This window comes from Litoreibacter roseus (assembly GCF_009811795.1).
GTDB lineage: Bacteria > Pseudomonadota > Alphaproteobacteria > Rhodobacterales > Rhodobacteraceae > Litoreibacter > Litoreibacter roseus.
In genome coordinates, this window is the sequence record NZ_BLJE01000003.1 from 232,419 (window position 1) to 248,496 (window position 16,078).

The following is a 16,078-nucleotide window of genomic DNA, read 5'->3' on the forward strand; positions in this document are numbered from 1 at the left end:
TGCCCATCGGACTGGACCAACACATCTTCAAGAGCTAACTAACCGCTCGGCGCACAGAATGGTGCGTCGTGGGGGGGCACTTGCTCCAAGGCAGTTATGAATGTTTGTAAAACGGTTGTTTTCCGTTGCCGTTATCTGTGCGGCATATGTTGGTCTGGTATCTGACGGTGCACGGGCCCAGAACTTGTCTTTCGACAAGGTTGTTGGCTCGACGTCGAACCAACCGACAAGCGATATCGACAGCACCATCTTTTCCGTCACCGCATCGGCAAATGCCGGTCTGTTGACCGCACCATCGGACCATCTTCTTAAGATTGCGTCACCGGTGCGTGGACTGGATGCAAATCTATATAGCAAGCGCGGGCTTGCGTCCTTGCCACGGGCCACGGGCGACGCCGAATGGGCCTGTCTTGCCGAGGCGCTTTACTTTGAGGCGCGCGGTGAGTCTGTGAAAGGTCAGTTTGCCGTGGCGGAAGTGATCTTGAATCGTGTGGATGCCTCGCGTTTCCCGGATACGGTGTGTGCCGTGGTCAACCAAGGCACCGGCAGGAAATATCAATGCCAGTTCACATATACCTGTGACGGCCGCCCGGAACACATCACTGAGATGAAAGCCTACGAGCGGGTCGGCAAGATCGCCCGGATCATGCTTGATGGCGCAAAACGTACGTTGGCCAAAGGCGCAACCTACTACCACACGACCGCGGTGCGCCCGAACTGGTCCCGTAAGTTTCCGCGGGTGGCCCGCCACGGCGTTCACCTGTTCTACGTTCAAGGCTAATCGGCCCGCCGTCTCTGACATCAGGCGTGCCGTTTTCGAGGCGACAGCGCATCTGCGCTTTGGTATGCGAAGCCCTGACGACAGAATTGGGGGTCGCATGAGTTCTGATATACGCCTTGCTTTTGCGCATCCATCCGAGCGCGCGCAAGCGACGTCCGGCCCCGAGTTGCGGGACCGTATCTCCCTCAGAGATCATATTCGCGAGGTAGATATCGGCGCGTTTCAGTCCGAACGAGGCCAAACGCAGCGAATTTGCTTCAACGTTGTCGTCGAGGTGCATCCCTCGACGTCGGACGGATTTTCGGCTCTTGATGACGATGTGGACAAGATCCTGTCCTACGACACGATCACCGAGGCGATTGACCGCGAATTGTCCGAAGAACGGCTGAACCTGCTGGAAACCCTGGCCGAGCGCGTGGCCGAAGCCATTCTGGGTGAGCGCATGGCGGCACGCGTCTTTGTCCGGATCGAAAAGCTGGATCGTGGGCCCGGCGCGTTGGGCGTCGAGATCGTGCGCGACAAGGCACAGATCGCGCCCACCGTGGTCGAGGATGTCGTGCAACCCTTGGTCATCTACATGGATGACACCGCGATTTCCCGATCCGATGTTTCGGACCTTCTTGATAGGCTGGAGGCCGCAAAGGCGCCACTTATCCTCTGCGTTGGTCCATCGCCGCTTGATCTGCCGCAGGCGGCCCATCCCGCAGCCCAGCGGCGCATTGATCTTCTGGCGCTGGAACAGAACGCCTGGGTCCTTGCGGGACGGGACAAGCGCTGCGTCGTCGTCGCGACACGAACAGAGCTGGACTGGGCCATGAAGAATGGCCAGATCAGCGTCTGGGCCCCATCAAAGATCGTGTTGGATGCGACCGAAGGTCCAGAGGTCAGCCATATGGACGGCCCCGCGCTGGCCCATTGGTTTGCCGGTCTCTTTCACGCCAAGGCCCTGCTGGCGGTTGGATCGCCTGCGGATTGGGCGGGGCCGCAGGTCACTGCAGATGATCTTCTGGCGGGCAGCGCGCTGCCGGTTTGATCCGATGACGTCCTATTTCAGGCCTCTGGTGCAAACGGACGCGGCCCGGCCCGCGGATGCATTGCCGCTTGCGGGCACATCTTTCTGGTTCACCCATGCAGAACGGCGCTTACGCGGCGCAGTGCCAGAACTTGTACCGGTCTCTGAAATCCCGCCCGATACGCTAGAGAAGCTGTGCAGCGCGCGCGCGCCTTTGTGTGATCTTTCGATGAAGACACCCCGACTAATGGGGGTTCTCAACGTCACGCCGGATAGCTTCTCAGACGGTGGCGCGTTCGACAATGCTGACGTGGCCGCCGTCCGCGCCGCAGAGATGGTGGCCGAGGGTGCTGACATTCTCGATATCGGCGGGGAAAGCACGCGGCCCGGGGCAGACTATGTGACGGAAGAGGACGAGATTGGCAGGATCGCGCCCGTACTCGACGCCCTTTACACCGCCGGGGTTACCACACCGATCTCAATAGACACCCGTAAGGCCGGCGTCGCTGAGGCAGCCTTCGCCAAAGGCGCAGCGATCCTGAACGATGTTTCGGCCCTGACCTTTGATCCCGAGATGGCTCAAGTCGCCGCCAGGCTGGGTGGCCCCGTCTGCCTGATGCACGCGCAAGGGGACCCGGCCACCATGCAGGACGCCCCGCGTTACGACGATGTTCTTCTGGATGTGTTTGATTTTCTTGCCGCCCGTATTGATGACGCGGTGGCCGCTGGCGTTGCGCGCGATCGGATCATCCTTGATCCGGGCATCGGGTTCGGCAAGACACAGGCGCACAATCTGGCGCTCCTGAAAGGGCTAAGCCTGTTTCATGGTCTCGGGTGTCCGATCCTGTTGGGGGTCTCCCGTAAGGGGTTCATCGGCAAGATCGGGGACGAGCCCGATGCGGCCCGCCGCGCGCCCGGGTCTATCGCCGTCGGACTAGAGGCGCTGCGTCAGGGTGTTCAGATCCTGCGGGTCCATGATATAAAGGCCCACAAACAGGCGATCGCGCTTTGGCAGGCCCTTCACGGGTAAACGCGGTCCAACAACAAAGATCGGGGTAAGAGGGGCAGTCGATGGCACGGAAGCTTTTTGGCACGGATGGGATTCGCGGCAAGGCGAATGTCTTTCCTATGACGGCGGACATGGCGCTGCGGCTGGGGGCTGCGGCGGGACGCTATTTCCGACGAGATCGCAGCACGGCACACCGTGTTGTCATCGGCAAGGATACACGGCTGTCGGGGTACATGTTCGAGAATGCACTGACGGCGGGGCTGACCTCGACTGGCATGAATGTGCTGCTGCTCAGCCCCGTTCCCACACCCGCGGTAGGGTTCCTGACCCAATCCATGCGGGCCGATCTGGGGATCATGATCTCTGCCAGTCACAACCCCCACGAGGACAATGGCATCAAGTTCTTCGGCCCCGACGGGTTCAAGCTGAGCGATGAGGCCGAGGCCGAGATCGAGGCCCTGCTCGATACCGGTGTCGAACCGGCACAGGCCACCAATATTGGTCGCGCGAAGCATATCTATGACGGCCGCTTCCGCTACAACGAGCGCGTGAAATCAACCTTTCCCCGTGAGATGCGGCTTGATGGCATGAAGGTCGTCGTCGATTGCGCCAATGGCGCGGCCTATCGCACTGCGCCCGAAGTTCTGTGGGAATTGGGGGCCGACGTCATTCCCGTCGGCGTCTCACCAGATGGAACGAACATCAACAAGGACTGTGGATCTACACATCCCCGACTCGCGGCGGAAACGATCGTCGCCCACGGCGCTGATGTGGGCATCTGCCTCGATGGGGATGCGGACCGGGTGATGATCCTCGATGAAACCGGTGCTGTTGCCGATGGGGATCAACTGATGGCACTTCTCGCCGCCCGCTGGGCCGCAGAGGGCGTGCTAAAAGGCGGCGCGCTCGTGGCGACGGTGATGTCCAACCTCGGTCTTGAGCGCCATCTTGAAGACAATAACCTGCGGTTGGAGCGCACGCCCGTGGGCGACCGGTACGTGGTCGAGGCCATGCGGAAGGGCGGGTACAACCTTGGGGGCGAACAGTCCGGCCATATCGTGATGACGGACTACGCGACCACGGGCGATGGTCTGATCGCAGGCCTTCAGTTTCTGGCGGAGATGGTGCGCAGCGGCAAACCCGCAAGCGCGCTGGTGCAACAGTTTGAACCCTGTCCTCAGCTTTTGCAGAATGTTCGGTTCGACCTGGGGCAAACCCCACTCGAAAGTGCCAAGGTTCAGTCCGCGATCAAGGACGCCGAAGACCGGTTGAACGGTCATGGGCGACTCCTAATCCGCAAATCCGGGACCGAGCCTCTGATCCGTGTGATGGCAGAGTGTGAGGACGAAGATGTTCTGCGGGATGTTGTCAGTTCTGTTGTTTCTGCCGTCGAGGCTGCTGTCTGATCAAGGCCTTCTGAACAATCCGGACAACGCGCGGCTCTGGCTGATACCGATGCCGATAAGGATCAACGCGAGGGCTATAAAAAGCTGGGGGGGAAGCGTTTCATCCATCAGGCTGACGCCCAGAATGACCGACCAGACCGGCACCTGATAGCTGGACAATGACATGAACACCGATCCGGCTGTCTTGATGATCCGAACCCGGATGACGGCGGCCAGTGCGGTCGGAAAGATCGCTGCGTACAGCAGGGCTGTCATAGGCGCTGGCGGAATATCCTGCGGAACGCCTTCGATGATCAGCGCCAGCGGCACCAGAATGACGGCGGCCACGACCAGCGTCGCGCTGGCAAAGGCAATCGGTGGGATCTTAGGCGCTCGGCGTGTGACGATGGACCCCACCGCATAGGCCATGGCAGCGCCGAAACAGGCCAGCCGTCCCCAAAATGTCAGCGGGCCTGCCGCACCATCCAACGCGCCCGGGGCCACGAGGATCATCAGACCGACGAAACCTATGCACATACCGATGATCCGGCGTGGTCCAATGCCTTCCTCGGGCGAGAACATATAGACAAGGGGCAGCACCAACAGAGGGATGCTGCCCATGGCCACACCCGCGAACGCCGACGGCACGTATTGCTGGCCCCAGCACAAAAGCGCGAAGGGCAATGCGACGGAGCCTGCGCCAACCAACACGACTGACATCCGCGCTTGACGCGAAACGATTGTTCGCAATCCTTGTCCCAGAACTGCGCCAATCGCCAGCAGAAAAACCGCGGCAATGGATGTCCGTCCGGCGGCCACGGTCCACGGGCCAAATCCCTCCAACGCCAGTTTGACCGACATGAAAGCACCGCCCCAGATCACGCCAAGGAAAAGAACCAGAGCCCAGTTCAGCAGGCCGGGATTTTGGGGGGAGGGGGCGGACATTTCAAACGACTAGCCTGTTTGTCCAACGGTGGCGAGGGTCGCGTGCTGCATTGTCGTCAAAGACAGAACGTCGCGGTCCCGGAACTGCCGATCACCGCGGACGTTGACGAGCACACATCAGGAGGAATTTTGAAATGGACGTTGCAAATTTTGGAATAATTCTCGCCGCAATAACAATCTGTGCGGTGATCGCATTCGCGCTGGCCAGCCGCGCCAAAGTCAAGAGCCGTATGGCGAATGAGGACGCACCCAAGTCGACACTTGCCAGTGACAAACGCTCGGATGGCAAGCCCGCTGACGCCTGAGCCGCGTCTCTACCCACGCCCTAGGTCGAATCCGCGCGAACCGTGGCCGCGACCCAGCCAAGCTGGCGCAAGCAGGCGCCAGCCGCTCGACCTCCAACCTTTGGTCAGAGCTGCAACGCCTACAGCAAGCATGGCAGATGCCACAAGAATACCGAACGACACGGCTTCGGGAAGCGGGACCACAACCTGAGACTTCACAAGAAAGACGAACATCGTATTGGTCGCAAAGACCTGAATGGACGCTTGTCCGACCAACACCAGCAACCGGGAAGTCAGTATATCTGATAGCCATCGCGCACTTTGCCGCATCACGTTGCTGGGTTGGCTCTGTCCACAAGACAACAGCCACGTAAAGAACATCCCATAAGACAGCACCCCGACAAGAAACGCGGGCGCAACCTGTCGTTTGTCAAACGGACCTTGGAACAGTTTCCACAGCGTCGTGCCACGCTCGGTGAACAACGGCAGGGCGAGGCGGGTCAAAAGCATAAAGCCGATGAAAAATGCACTGGCGTAGAAAAGGTGCTTTCCCGTTCTGGTGTTCAGGAACCCAAACGGATTTTCACCCAACTGCGTCATTGATCCCAAGGCGAACGGCACCAGAAACATCAATTGCCAGCCGTAGAAGCTGAAGGACGCCCTGAGCCATTCCCCACCAAAGAGCGCTGCCACCAATTGCTCCATTTCGTAGTCGAAAATGCTGGCGAAGGTAGAGTTCTGCGTCAAGCACCACGCGGCAACACTAAGGGCAATCAAAACAGATGGCGAATGTCTCAGGCAGATCCACAATGCGGGAAAGGCCAGACACAGGAACCAGAAATACATCACCAGAACGTTGAAGTAGTCCTGGGGCAGCAGGAAAGTGGCTGCCAGAAGGGGCGCTATGACAGGCCTTGCACCCAGCATCCCCATATCAGCGCCCTCCTTGGCGATGCTGATCATCGCGACGGTGAAGATCACGCTGGCCACATGCCAGAAGGTCAGGATCCGAAGCCGTTTGCCAAGGAACCGGAACCCACCGGACATGCCATGGCGCAGCGCCACGCGCGTGCCAATCAGCCCGACCACAAAGCCGGAGATAACGACGAAACCCGCCGCCGGATCAACCCACATCAGAGCATTGTAATTGATCCGTCCAAGGGTGCTGTCGACCACATATTGAACGTGGGTATAGGCGACCAAAAGCAAGCAAAGCCCGCGGAAGCCATCGATTTCTAGAATTCGGGTGTCTTTCTGCATGGCGCACAGAAAGCCGGGGTATAGTTAAAAATTGGATAATAAAAATCAGTGCGGATGAGTACACATGGCACGACCTGCGCAGACTTTAGCTTTTCCGCGCAGGCCATTGTTTAAATTCTAGTTTTTCTCTTGATCCACCAGCTTTCCTGCTGAGATCCATGGCATCATGCCACGCAGTTTCCGACCGGTTTCTTCAATCTGGTGTTCGTCATTGATCCGACGTGTGCCTTTGAAGAACGGCTGGCCGACCGCATTTTCCTGCATGAAGTCCCGCACGAACGCGCCCCTCTGGATGTCCGTGAGAATCGCTTTCATCCGCGCCTTCGTCTCATCGTAAGGCAGAACCCGCGGACCGGAGACATATTCGCCATATTCCGCGGTGTTCGAGATTGAATAGTTCATGTTCGCGATGCCGCCTTCGTAGATCAGGTCGACGATCAGCTTCACTTCGTGCAGGCATTCGAAATAGGCCATCTCGGGCGCGTAACCCGCCTCGACCAATGTCTCGAAGCCGCAACGGATCAGTTCGACCAGACCACCGCACAATACCGCTTGCTCGCCGAAGAGGTCGGTTTCGCATTCCTCGCGGAAGTTCGTCTCAATGATGCCCGAGCGACCACCGCCGATAGCAGAGCAATAGCTCAGGCCGATCTCAAGCGCCTTGCCGGACGCATCATTGTCCACGGCCACCAGACAGGGTACACCGCCGCCCTTGACGAACTCACCGCGCACCGTGTGACCCGGGCCTTTGGGCGCCATCATGATGACGTCGATGCCGGGCTTCGGTTCGATCAGGCCAAAATGTACGTTCAACCCGTGGGCGAATGCGATGGCGGAGCCTTCCTTGATGTTGTCGTGAACGTATTTCTTGTAGGTCTCAGCCTGCAATTCGTCGGGCATAGTGAACATGATCACATCACACCAGGCCGCCGCTTCGGCGATGCCCATGACCTGAAGGCCCTCGCCCTCGGCCTTTTTGGCAGAGGCGGAGCCCTCCCGCAGGGCCACGACAAGGTTCTTGGCGCCGCTGTCGCGCAGGTTCAGCGCGTGGGCGTGGCCTTGGCTGCCATAGCCCAGAATAGCGACCTTCTTGTCCTTGATCAGATTAACATCGCAATCGCGATCGTAGTAAACGCGCATGACAGCGTCCTCTCCTGTTGAATGTCCTGACGGGGACGTATCGCGATCGCAAGTCGATATCTATGGTTGGTTTTGTATAAACAGAACTAAAAAACGATCTTTCTATTCGCATAGGTCTCAATATATAGAAAAATCATGCTAGATGACACCGACCGTCGCCTTCTGCGTCTGCTGCAATCCGATCCGGACGTTCCGATCTCTGATCTGGCGGAGCGGTGTCGTCTTCAGCCGGCCACGGCCACGCGTCGACTGGATCGCCTGACTCGACAAGGCATTCTGCGCGGCCACAGGGCTGTCATCGACTGGACCAAGCTGGGCTACGCGGTCGAGGTGTCCTTGCGCTTCACGCTCGACAAAACTCAGCCCCGTGCCTTCGACGAATTTCAGGCAGAGGCCCGTAAGATCCCGGAGGTGATCGCCATTCAGACCTTCTTGGGCCGCGTCGACCTGCGCCTGTCCATCGTGGCCCGCGACATGGCCGATTACCAGCGGCTCTACCGCGACAGCGTCCTGACACTGCCCCATATCGCCGACATCGAGGCGTTGATGCATGTGGCAACCATCAAGACCGCCGAGACCTTGCCCCTATGAGCTACGATGCGACCGATATGGCGATCCTACGTCTTTTGTCCGAGAACGCGATGCAAAGCGCGGGGTCCGTTGGGCGCGCGCTTGGTCTGAGCCAACCTACCACATGGCGGCGTATCCGCAAACTCAGGGAGGACGGGGTTCTTGCGGGTCAGCGCGTCGATCTGAACGCCGAGGCTTTGGGCTTCGGCGTTACTGTATTTCTGGGCGTCAAACTGGCCACCAAAGGCCGCGTCAGCCTTGAGGACTTCGAACGCGCCGTAACGGCAATTCCCGAGGTGCAAACGGTCCAGCACGTGCTGGGCCTCTACGACTACCGCCTGCGGGTCGTCGCCCGCGATCTCAGCGACTTTGAACGGGTGCTGCGCCGCCGGATTATGACGCTGCCGGGCGTGGGCGATGTTGAGGCGAACGTGCTGTTGAGCGAAGAGCGTTTGCCCGGCCCCTTGCAGGATCCGGCGTCCTAGATCGGCGCACTTGTGTCGCAAAGGAAACCTGCCCGCCCGCTAAGTCGTTGATTTCACGAAGCTGTATGCAGAAATATACGGTGCATCGGGACACGATTGGCGGTACCTTCTTTGAATTCCAAGGGAGGAACAGCCATGTCCGCACTGCTCAAGACCGTCGATCCTGACGGGCTGCGTGAGTTTTCTGTCGTCTTCACCGACCGCTCTTTGAACCACATGTCAAAGGCGTTCCAGAAAGTGATGACCGACATTTCGTCCATGCTGAAGGAGGTCTATGTCGCCGACAGCGTGGCCCTTGTGCCGGGCGGCGGGACCTTCGCGATGGAGGCCGTGGCCCGCCAGTTTGCCCGCGGCAAACGGGTGTTGGTTGTGCGCAACGGCTGGTTTTCCTATCGCTGGTCTCAGATCATTGAAACCGGTGGGCTGACGGCCGAAACAACTGTAATGAAAGCCCGCCAGACCGGCAATGACAGCCGGGCGTCTTTTGCCCCATGCCCGATCGATGAGGTCACCGCCAAGATCCGTGACCAGAAGCCCGAGATCGTTTTCGCGCCCCACGTGGAAACCTCTGCCGGTGTGATCTTGCCCGATGATTATATCAAAGCTCTGGCGGATGCGGCCCATGAGGTCGGCGCGCTGATGGTTCTGGATTGCATCGCATCGGGATGCGCATGGGTGGATATGACCGCCACCGGCGTAGACGTTCTGATCTCTGCCCCGCAGAAGGGATGGTCCGCCCAGCCTTGCGCCGGGATCGTCTGCCTGTCTGGCCGAGCGCGCCGCAAGATCGAAGACACCCAATCCGACAGCTACGCGATTGATCTGAAGAAATGGCTGTCGATCATGGAAACCTACGAAAACGGCGGCCATGCCTACCATGCGACCATGCCGACCGATGGTCTGAAAGCGTTTCGCGACACGATGCTGGAAACGCGAGAGTACGGTTTCGAAAAACTGCGGGACGCCCAGTGGCGGCTTGGCACTGCCGTGCGCCAGTTGATGACAGATCGAGGCATTGCGTCTGTTGCGGCCGATGGGTATGGCGCGCCGGGGGTCGTTGTCAGCTACACCGACGACGCAGCAATGCAGAACGGGTCCAAATTTGCGGCTCGCGGTACGCAGATCGCAGCCGGTGTTCCACTGGAATGTGACGAGCCCGCAGATTTCCGGACCTTTCGCATTGGGCTTTTCGGCCTCGACAAGCTCTATGACACGGACCGGACGCTCGCCGCCTTGCAGACTGTCTTGGATGACGTGCTCAGCGCGCCCCCAGCCCCAGCTGCATAAGGGTCTTACGGACGGGCGCAGCGTCGTGGATCAATCCGATCCCGGCACGGCGCAGATCCCGGAACCACTGCGCGTCAGTCATTGAGGTGCGGTTGAGCAGATCGATGCCCGTCACGCGAAAGCGCACGTCAAGCCGCCGCCGTCTGTCATAGGTTTGCAGCATGGCGTCGCTGCCCAGAGGATGCTTGGCGGACAGCTCCCGCAGAAGGTCCAGATCTGCAAGGCTCATGTTGAGACCCTGCGCACCAATAGGCGGCACCACATGGGCGGCCTCCGCCACCAAGGCCAACCGCTGAGCCGAGAACCGGTCCGCGATTTGCGAAATGATCGGCCAGATCGTCCGGCGGGAGGCCAGCGTGAGCGGTCCCATCACGTGACACGACCGGTGAGACATCTCCGCCTCGAACGCGGCCTCATCCAGATCAAAGAGGCGCTGCGCTTCCGCACCAGTCTCCATCCAGACCACGGCAGACGAGGGGGTGCCATCGTAATCGGGCAGGGGCACCAGCGTAAACGGGCCGCCTGTGCGGTGAATTTCGGTCGAGACATTCTCGTGCGGCACCGGATGGGTCACGGCAAAGGCCAGTGCCTTTTGCCCGTAGCGTGTTGTTTTAACCTCGATCCCTGCGTTCTGACGCAAAGCAGAGTTCCGGCCATCCGCTGCGATCACGAGGTCCGCTGTGACGGGGTCGCCCTCGCTCAGCCACACTTTCGCGCCGCTTGTGCGCGCCAGCATGCGCGTCGTCGCAACGCCGGGCCGGAAATCCACGGTCTCAAGATCTTCGAGCCGCGCGACAAGTTCCCGCCGGATCAGCCAGTTCGGAATGTTCCAGCCAAAGGGCAGTTCCGAGATATCGCTGGCGTTGAAGTCGCGGCTGGTGCGCACCGTGCCATCCGTGGCCGCATCCGCGATCCGCATGGTTTCCAGCGGATTCGCGAAGGGCGCCAGCTTGATCCAGACACCTGCGCGTTCCAACACCTGAACCGAGGGCTGCAGGAACGCCGTGCTGCGCAAATCAGCACCCTCGCTGTCGCGCAAGGTGACAGGCGGGGTAGGATCAACACACAGAACACGCCGTCCGTCTGACCCAAACAGACAAGCCGCGGTCAACCCCGCTACGCCGCCACCCGATACGATAATATCAAAACTCTCAGCCATATCTCTGACTTAGGTCGCACGCGTCGGTCTGGAAAGGATCAAGGGCTGAACTGCGCCAGAAAGCCGCTCAGGTCGTCGGTGTGATGGTCGATGTAGTCCGCTGGTGCAGGGGCGGGTGCCACATGGATGGTCTTGAGGCCAAGCGCCTTCGGGGCTTCCAGGTTACGCGGCTCGTCCTCGAACATGGCCGCCGCGTCCGGTGCCAGACCTTCGATGGCGAACACCCTGTCAAACGCGGCGCGCTCTGGCTTCGGGCGGTAGCCCGCATGCTCGACGCCGTAGATCGCGTCAAACAGGTTCTCAAGCCCGCGCGCCTCCAGCACATCGCCCGCATAGGGCGCGCTACCGTTGGTATAAATGATCTTGCGTCCGGGCAGCATGTCGATCCGTTTCCGAAGGTCCGGATCCGGCGCGATCACGGTGAAATCAATGTCATGGACATCGGTCATGAACGCCTCCGGGTCGATGCCGTGATTTGTCATCAGCCCGGCTAGTGTCGTGCCGTGCTCATGCCAATAAACCTTGCGCAACCGGTTTGCCTCGGCAGCGTCCACGCTCAACTCGCGCATCACCCACCGGGTCATCCGCACCTCGATCTGATCGAAAAGGCGGGTTTCGGGTGGGTAAAGTGTATTGTCGAGGTCGAAGACCCACGTGCGGATATGAGAAAATTCTGGTGCCAGCATCCGCTGTAAACTAACGCCGTGCCGCAGGTCTTCAATGGCAATCTTGTATCGGGCGGCAGGCTTGGGCTAGCCTGACGCGACGCGCCGCAGGGCGGCAGAAAAAGGATGTGACATGCCCCTATCAACCCCCGCGCCAACGGATGCCTACGGGCTGATCCTGCATGCCATCGACACCGGGATCTACAAGCCCGGCAGCCGTCTGGTCGAAAGCGAACTGGCCGAGCGGTTTGGCGTGTCGCGCACGCCTATTCGCGAGGCGTTGCAGCGGCTTGAGACCCAATCGATGCTGACCCGCGACGGCCGCAGCCTGATCGTGGCCTCCCTCAATCACACGCAAATGGCAGAGCTTTACACGGTGCGCACTGCGCTGGAGGGGCTGGCGGCCGAGCTTGCGGCCCAGCATGCGGCAGCCGAAGAGATCAAGGTGCTTTACGATATGGTGGCAGAGGACGAGGCGTTCCTCAACGAACCCGCTTTGCTATCGCAGGCAAACCGGCGCTTTCACCGACAGATTCACTTGGCCTCTCATAATGGCTTTCTGGTCCAGCAGCTTGATCTGGTCTACCGCTCCATGGCGCTTCTGGCGACCACGTCCCTTGCGGTCGAGGGGCGGGGCGAGGTGGCCTTGCAAGAACATCTGGCCATCGTGAAGGCCATCGATGCGCGCGACGGCGCAGCGGCGTCAGACGCGCTCCGCGAACACTTGTCGGTCGCGTTCCAGACGCGGTTGAAAATCGACGCGGGTGAGATCTGCTGAGGGACGGGGCGCAGGTTTTGCGCCCTCTTCGTGCCAATCCTGTCCGCCGAATTCGCCATGCTCTGTCTTGTCCCAGTAAAAGGGCCGAAACATAAGCTCTATCAAACCCTTGTAAGCCGCAATTGAAGCAAGAATGAAATAGACAGGCAACACAGCAAGCCAAGCCATCGAGGGCTTTCGTGTCAAGCCCCTGACCGACAGGGCGAAGATACCCAGCATGATAATTTCGCTTGCCACGTAGAACACCGCAAGCCCTGTCAGCACCTCGTCGCCCAAGACCGGCGCCGCCGGGTGGGGCGCGCCCAGAAGTGTCGCGCCGAACCCCGCCCACAGGACCGGCGCCAGAAAAAAGGACGCCAGCGTGCCCAGAAACAGCAGCTGAAATCCCATGAACTTCCACAGCCCCAGATCGCGGGCCAGCTTGATAGGGTCGCGCATATGCACCGCCCATGTGACCGCGTAGCCTTTCAGCCAGCGGGACCGCTGACGGATCCACGGCCAGGTCCGGCTGTTCGCCTCTTCCTGTGTGACCGTGTCGATGATCTCGCAACGGTAGCCATAGCGCGCCAGACGCATGCCCAGATCGGCATCCTCGGTGACGTTATGTGCGTCCCAGCCGCCGAGTTTGATCAGCGTGTCCCGGCGGAAAAACAAGGTGGTGCCCCCCAAGGGGATCGCAAAGCCCAGCCGTTGCAGTCCCGGCAGCATCACCCGGAACCACGCGGCATATTCGAAGCAGAAACAGCGCGACAGCCAGTTCGTGAACGGGTTGTAAAAGCTCAAGACACCCTGCAGGCAGGCCAGATCGTTGGGCGCCTCTGCGAAGCGACGCACCACTTTGTAAATCTGGTCCGCGGCCGGTGCATCCTCGGCATCATAGACCCCGATGATATCGCCCGTGGTGAAATCCAGCGCATAGTTCATCGCGCGCGGCTTGGTCTTCACGCCACCCGTAGGCACGCGGATCACCTTCATCCAACGGGGCACGCGCTTATTGCGCAACGCACTGCGGGTCACAGCATCGTCGTCCTCCACGACCAGACAAATCTCCAGCAATTCACGCGGGTAAGTTAGGCGAGACAGGCGTTTGACCAAGGCCCCGGCCACATCGGGCTCATTGAAAAGCGGCACAAGGATCGAGACCTTGGGCAGTCGGATCATCGGTTTCGAGGGACGCTCGGGCGCCAGCGCAACGCGGTTTGGACTGTCGTTGCGCCGCAGCAACCGAAATACCGCAAAGCTGCCACAGGCCAGCTTTAGAAGCGTATTGAGCGCCAGAACGAAGGTCGCCATCAGGAAAAGCAGCGCGAAAATACCCGCAGGGGCCAGCAAAGCGCCTGCCGTCAGCGCAGACACGGTCGCAGCCATGAAAATCTGCGCCCGGTGCGTGGACCAGCCCCGACAGCTTTCTGCTGGCGACGTGCGCGTTTCCGCGCGGTCCACAAGGACAGGTCCGAACAACCGGTGGATATGGCGTTGCAACGTCGCGTCATCGGTCAGCACGAAGCGGGTTTCGCTTAACCTGTCGGCCAGCCGCATCTGTGCCCATTGTGCATGGGCCGGACGCGATACGGCGATCACGGCGATATCGCCCTTCATCTGCCACGGCAGAAATCCGAATTTCAGGCAATCATGGGGGTCGGCCAGTTCAGCCAAACGGGGATCAGGCGGATCTTCGTCCAGATCAATCTTGTGGGTGCCATGCTGGCGGGCCAGAGCGGTGAGAACCTGTTGTTCGTCCGCCATGTTCTGCGCGACGAGGATCTCGCCCAAAGCCGCGTTCTCGCGCTTCTGGATGGCCAACGCGGTCAGCAGGTCCGCCGGATCAAGCGCCCCCTGATCTACAAGCAACTGTCCCAGAAGAACGCCCGGCGCTGCCTTGGGCATCAGCGGAGCAAGCCTGATGGACTGGTGAATATTTACCTTTGACGCGTCCATGAGGACCCCGCATTTCTTGCGAACTCCCCATATCTGGCGGGTCTGTGGTTAAGGGGTCGTTAAAGCTGCGCGTGTTTTCTGGGCCATTGCCTCGGCAAAGCGCTCGAACAGGTAGTAGCTGTCCTGAGGGCCGGGCGAGGCTTCGGGGTGATATTGCACGCTGAACACAGGCTTGTCGGCCAGCCGAATCCCGCAGTTCGATCCATCAAAAAGGGAGACATGGGTTTCCACAACGCCCTCGGGCAGCGTCTGGCTGTCCACCGTGAACCCGTGGTTCATCGAGGTGATCTCGACCTTCCCGGTCTCAAGATCCTTGACCGGGTGATTGGCGCCATGATGGCCGTGGTTCATCTTGATCGTCTCGGCCCCAAGGGCCAGAGCCAGCATCTGATGTCCCAGGCATATTCCAAAAACCGGGATATCTTGCGCCAGCACACCCTTGATCATCGTCACTGCGTAGGCACCTGTCGCGGCCGGATCGCCCGGACCATTGGACAGGAACACCCCGTCCGGGTTCTGGGCCAGAACGTCCTCGGCTGTGGCCGTGGCGGGCATGACGGTGACATCGCAGCCCGCAGAGGCAAGGCAGCGCAAGATGTTGCGCTTGGCGCCATAATCAATCGCCACGACTTTGTGACCGGGTTCCGTCCGCTTGGTGTAGCCCTCGGGCCAGGCCCAGCGTTTCTCATCCCACCGATAGGATTGCGCGCAGGTCACTTCCTTGGCCAGATCGAGCCCTTCCAGACCGGCAAAGCCCCGTGCGGCTGCCACAAGTTTTTCCAGATCGAACTTTCCATCCGCCCGGTGTTCCATCGCCACGTGAGGCGCGCCCTGCGCCCGGATCGTCCGGGTCAGCCGCCGTGTGTCGATACCGCCAAGCCCGATGCGGCCCCGTGCCTTGAGCCAATCGCCAAGCTCCCCGGTGGCGCGCCAGTTCGAAGGCGTCGTCGGATCCCATTTCACGACCATGCCTGCCGCAACCGGGTCGGCGGTCTCGTCATCTTCGGGCGTGATGCCGGTGTTGCCGATATGGGGGAAGGTGAAGGTGACCACCTGACCCGCGTAGGACGGGTCGGTCATGATTTCTTGATAGCCGGTCATTGCGGTGTTGAAGCACAGTTCTGCGGTGGTCAGCCCCTCGGCGCCGAACCCGCGTCCGTAAAAGACGGTGCCATCTGCCAATACAAGGCATCCAGTTGGCTTGTCCGTTTGTGGCTTGTCCGAATGTGCGGCCATTGTTCCATCACCCCAACTGCATTGAAACCTGCGCATGTTTATGGGGCTGCACCGGTCCCGTCAACCGGGCGAGGCCTTGCGAAATGACCTTGCGACCACGGGCGGAATGTGCGGTTGTGACAGGGGCGGCGACACGCTATAGCG

At 60.2% G+C, this 16,078-nt stretch carries 16 protein-coding genes; 9 read left to right on the plus strand and 7 right to left on the minus strand.

Annotation, left to right across the window (positions count from 1 at the left end):
- The first annotated feature begins 100 nt into the window (after positions 1-100).
- From KIN_RS15025 to glmM, 4 genes are all read left to right on the plus strand, one after another.
- Positions 101-781 (plus strand): cell wall hydrolase, encoded by a 681-nt coding sequence (locus KIN_RS15025; RefSeq protein ID WP_159808522.1) that lies wholly within the window; start codon positions 101-103, stop codon positions 779-781.
- A 97-nt stretch (positions 782-878) separates the two neighbouring features.
- Positions 879-1,814, plus strand: coding sequence for a dihydroneopterin aldolase (locus KIN_RS15030; RefSeq protein ID WP_159808524.1), 936 nt, complete (start codon positions 879-881; stop codon positions 1,812-1,814).
- On the plus strand, positions 1,780-2,823 hold the full coding sequence (gene folP / locus KIN_RS15035) for a dihydropteroate synthase (protein WP_373281662.1): 1,044 nt from the start codon (positions 1,780-1,782) through the stop codon (positions 2,821-2,823). The genes KIN_RS15030 and folP overlap by 35 nt, the downstream gene beginning before the upstream one ends.
- Positions 2,824-2,864: 41 nt before the next feature.
- Positions 2,865-4,208, plus strand: a complete 1,344-nt coding sequence (glmM, locus tag KIN_RS15040) for a phosphoglucosamine mutase (protein ID WP_159808526.1) — start codon at positions 2,865-2,867, stop codon at positions 4,206-4,208.
- Here glmM and KIN_RS15045 read toward each other — a convergent pair whose 3' ends face one another.
- A complete protein-coding gene (locus KIN_RS15045; protein WP_159808528.1) occupies positions 4,209-5,132 on the minus strand; it encodes a DMT family transporter in 924 nt (307 codons plus the stop codon).
- A gap of 134 nt (positions 5,133-5,266) precedes the next feature.
- On the opposite strand from KIN_RS15045, the gene KIN_RS22255 reads away from it, so the two are divergent.
- A complete protein-coding gene (locus KIN_RS22255; RefSeq protein WP_174239127.1) occupies positions 5,267-5,437 on the plus strand; it encodes a hypothetical protein in 171 nt (56 codons plus the stop codon).
- 9 nt (positions 5,438-5,446) lie between these two features.
- Here KIN_RS22255 and opgC read toward each other — a convergent pair whose 3' ends face one another.
- Together opgC and ilvC are read right to left on the minus strand one after the other, a co-directional pair.
- Positions 5,447-6,676, minus strand: a complete 1,230-nt coding sequence (gene opgC / locus KIN_RS15050; RefSeq protein ID WP_159808530.1) for an OpgC domain-containing protein — start codon at positions 6,674-6,676, stop codon at positions 5,447-5,449.
- A gap of 117 nt (positions 6,677-6,793) precedes the next feature.
- Complete coding sequence (gene ilvC / locus KIN_RS15055) at positions 6,794-7,816, minus strand: ketol-acid reductoisomerase (RefSeq protein WP_159808532.1); 1,023 nt, start codon at positions 7,814-7,816, stop codon at positions 6,794-6,796.
- A gap of 135 nt (positions 7,817-7,951) precedes the next feature.
- On the opposite strand from ilvC, the gene KIN_RS15060 reads away from it, so the two are divergent.
- From KIN_RS15060 to KIN_RS15070, 3 genes are all read left to right on the plus strand, one after another.
- On the plus strand, positions 7,952-8,407 hold the full coding sequence (locus tag KIN_RS15060; RefSeq protein WP_159808534.1) for an Lrp/AsnC family transcriptional regulator: 456 nt from the start codon (positions 7,952-7,954) through the stop codon (positions 8,405-8,407).
- Positions 8,404-8,871, plus strand: coding sequence for an Lrp/AsnC family transcriptional regulator (locus KIN_RS15065; RefSeq protein WP_159808536.1), 468 nt, complete (start codon positions 8,404-8,406; stop codon positions 8,869-8,871). Before KIN_RS15060 ends, KIN_RS15065 begins: the two co-directional genes overlap by 4 nt.
- A gap of 135 nt (positions 8,872-9,006) precedes the next feature.
- Entirely contained in the window at positions 9,007-10,158 is a 1,152-nt protein-coding gene (locus tag KIN_RS15070; RefSeq protein ID WP_159808538.1) for an aminotransferase class V-fold PLP-dependent enzyme, read from the plus strand.
- Here KIN_RS15070 and KIN_RS15075 read toward each other — a convergent pair.
- Positions 10,130-11,317 carry a UbiH/UbiF family hydroxylase gene (locus KIN_RS15075; protein ID WP_159808540.1) on the minus strand — a complete coding sequence of 396 codons (1,188 nt, stop codon included), beginning with the start codon at positions 11,315-11,317 and terminating at the stop codon, positions 10,130-10,132. The genes KIN_RS15070 and KIN_RS15075 overlap by 29 nt on opposite strands.
- A 38-nt stretch (positions 11,318-11,355) precedes the next feature.
- On the minus strand, positions 11,356-12,003 hold the full coding sequence (locus tag KIN_RS15080) for a pyrimidine 5'-nucleotidase (protein ID WP_159808542.1): 648 nt from the start codon (positions 12,001-12,003) through the stop codon (positions 11,356-11,358).
- Between the two features lie 112 nt (positions 12,004-12,115).
- On the opposite strand from KIN_RS15080, the gene KIN_RS15085 reads away from it, so the two are divergent.
- Complete coding sequence (locus KIN_RS15085) at positions 12,116-12,760, plus strand: GntR family transcriptional regulator (RefSeq protein WP_159808543.1); 645 nt, start codon at positions 12,116-12,118, stop codon at positions 12,758-12,760.
- On the opposite strand, the gene KIN_RS15090 is transcribed toward KIN_RS15085, so the two are convergent.
- Together KIN_RS15090 and carA are read right to left on the minus strand one after the other, a co-directional pair.
- Positions 12,686-14,698 carry a glycosyltransferase gene (locus KIN_RS15090; protein ID WP_159808545.1) on the minus strand — a complete coding sequence of 671 codons (2,013 nt, stop codon included), beginning with the start codon at positions 14,696-14,698 and terminating at the stop codon, positions 12,686-12,688. The two genes, KIN_RS15085 and KIN_RS15090, sit on opposite strands and share 75 nt — an antisense overlap.
- Before the next feature lie 48 nt (positions 14,699-14,746).
- Positions 14,747-15,934: a glutamine-hydrolyzing carbamoyl-phosphate synthase small subunit gene (gene carA / locus KIN_RS15095; protein WP_159808547.1), complete on the minus strand. Its 1,188-nt coding sequence runs from the start codon at positions 15,932-15,934 to the stop codon at positions 14,747-14,749.
- Positions 15,935-16,078 lie beyond the last annotated feature (144 nt).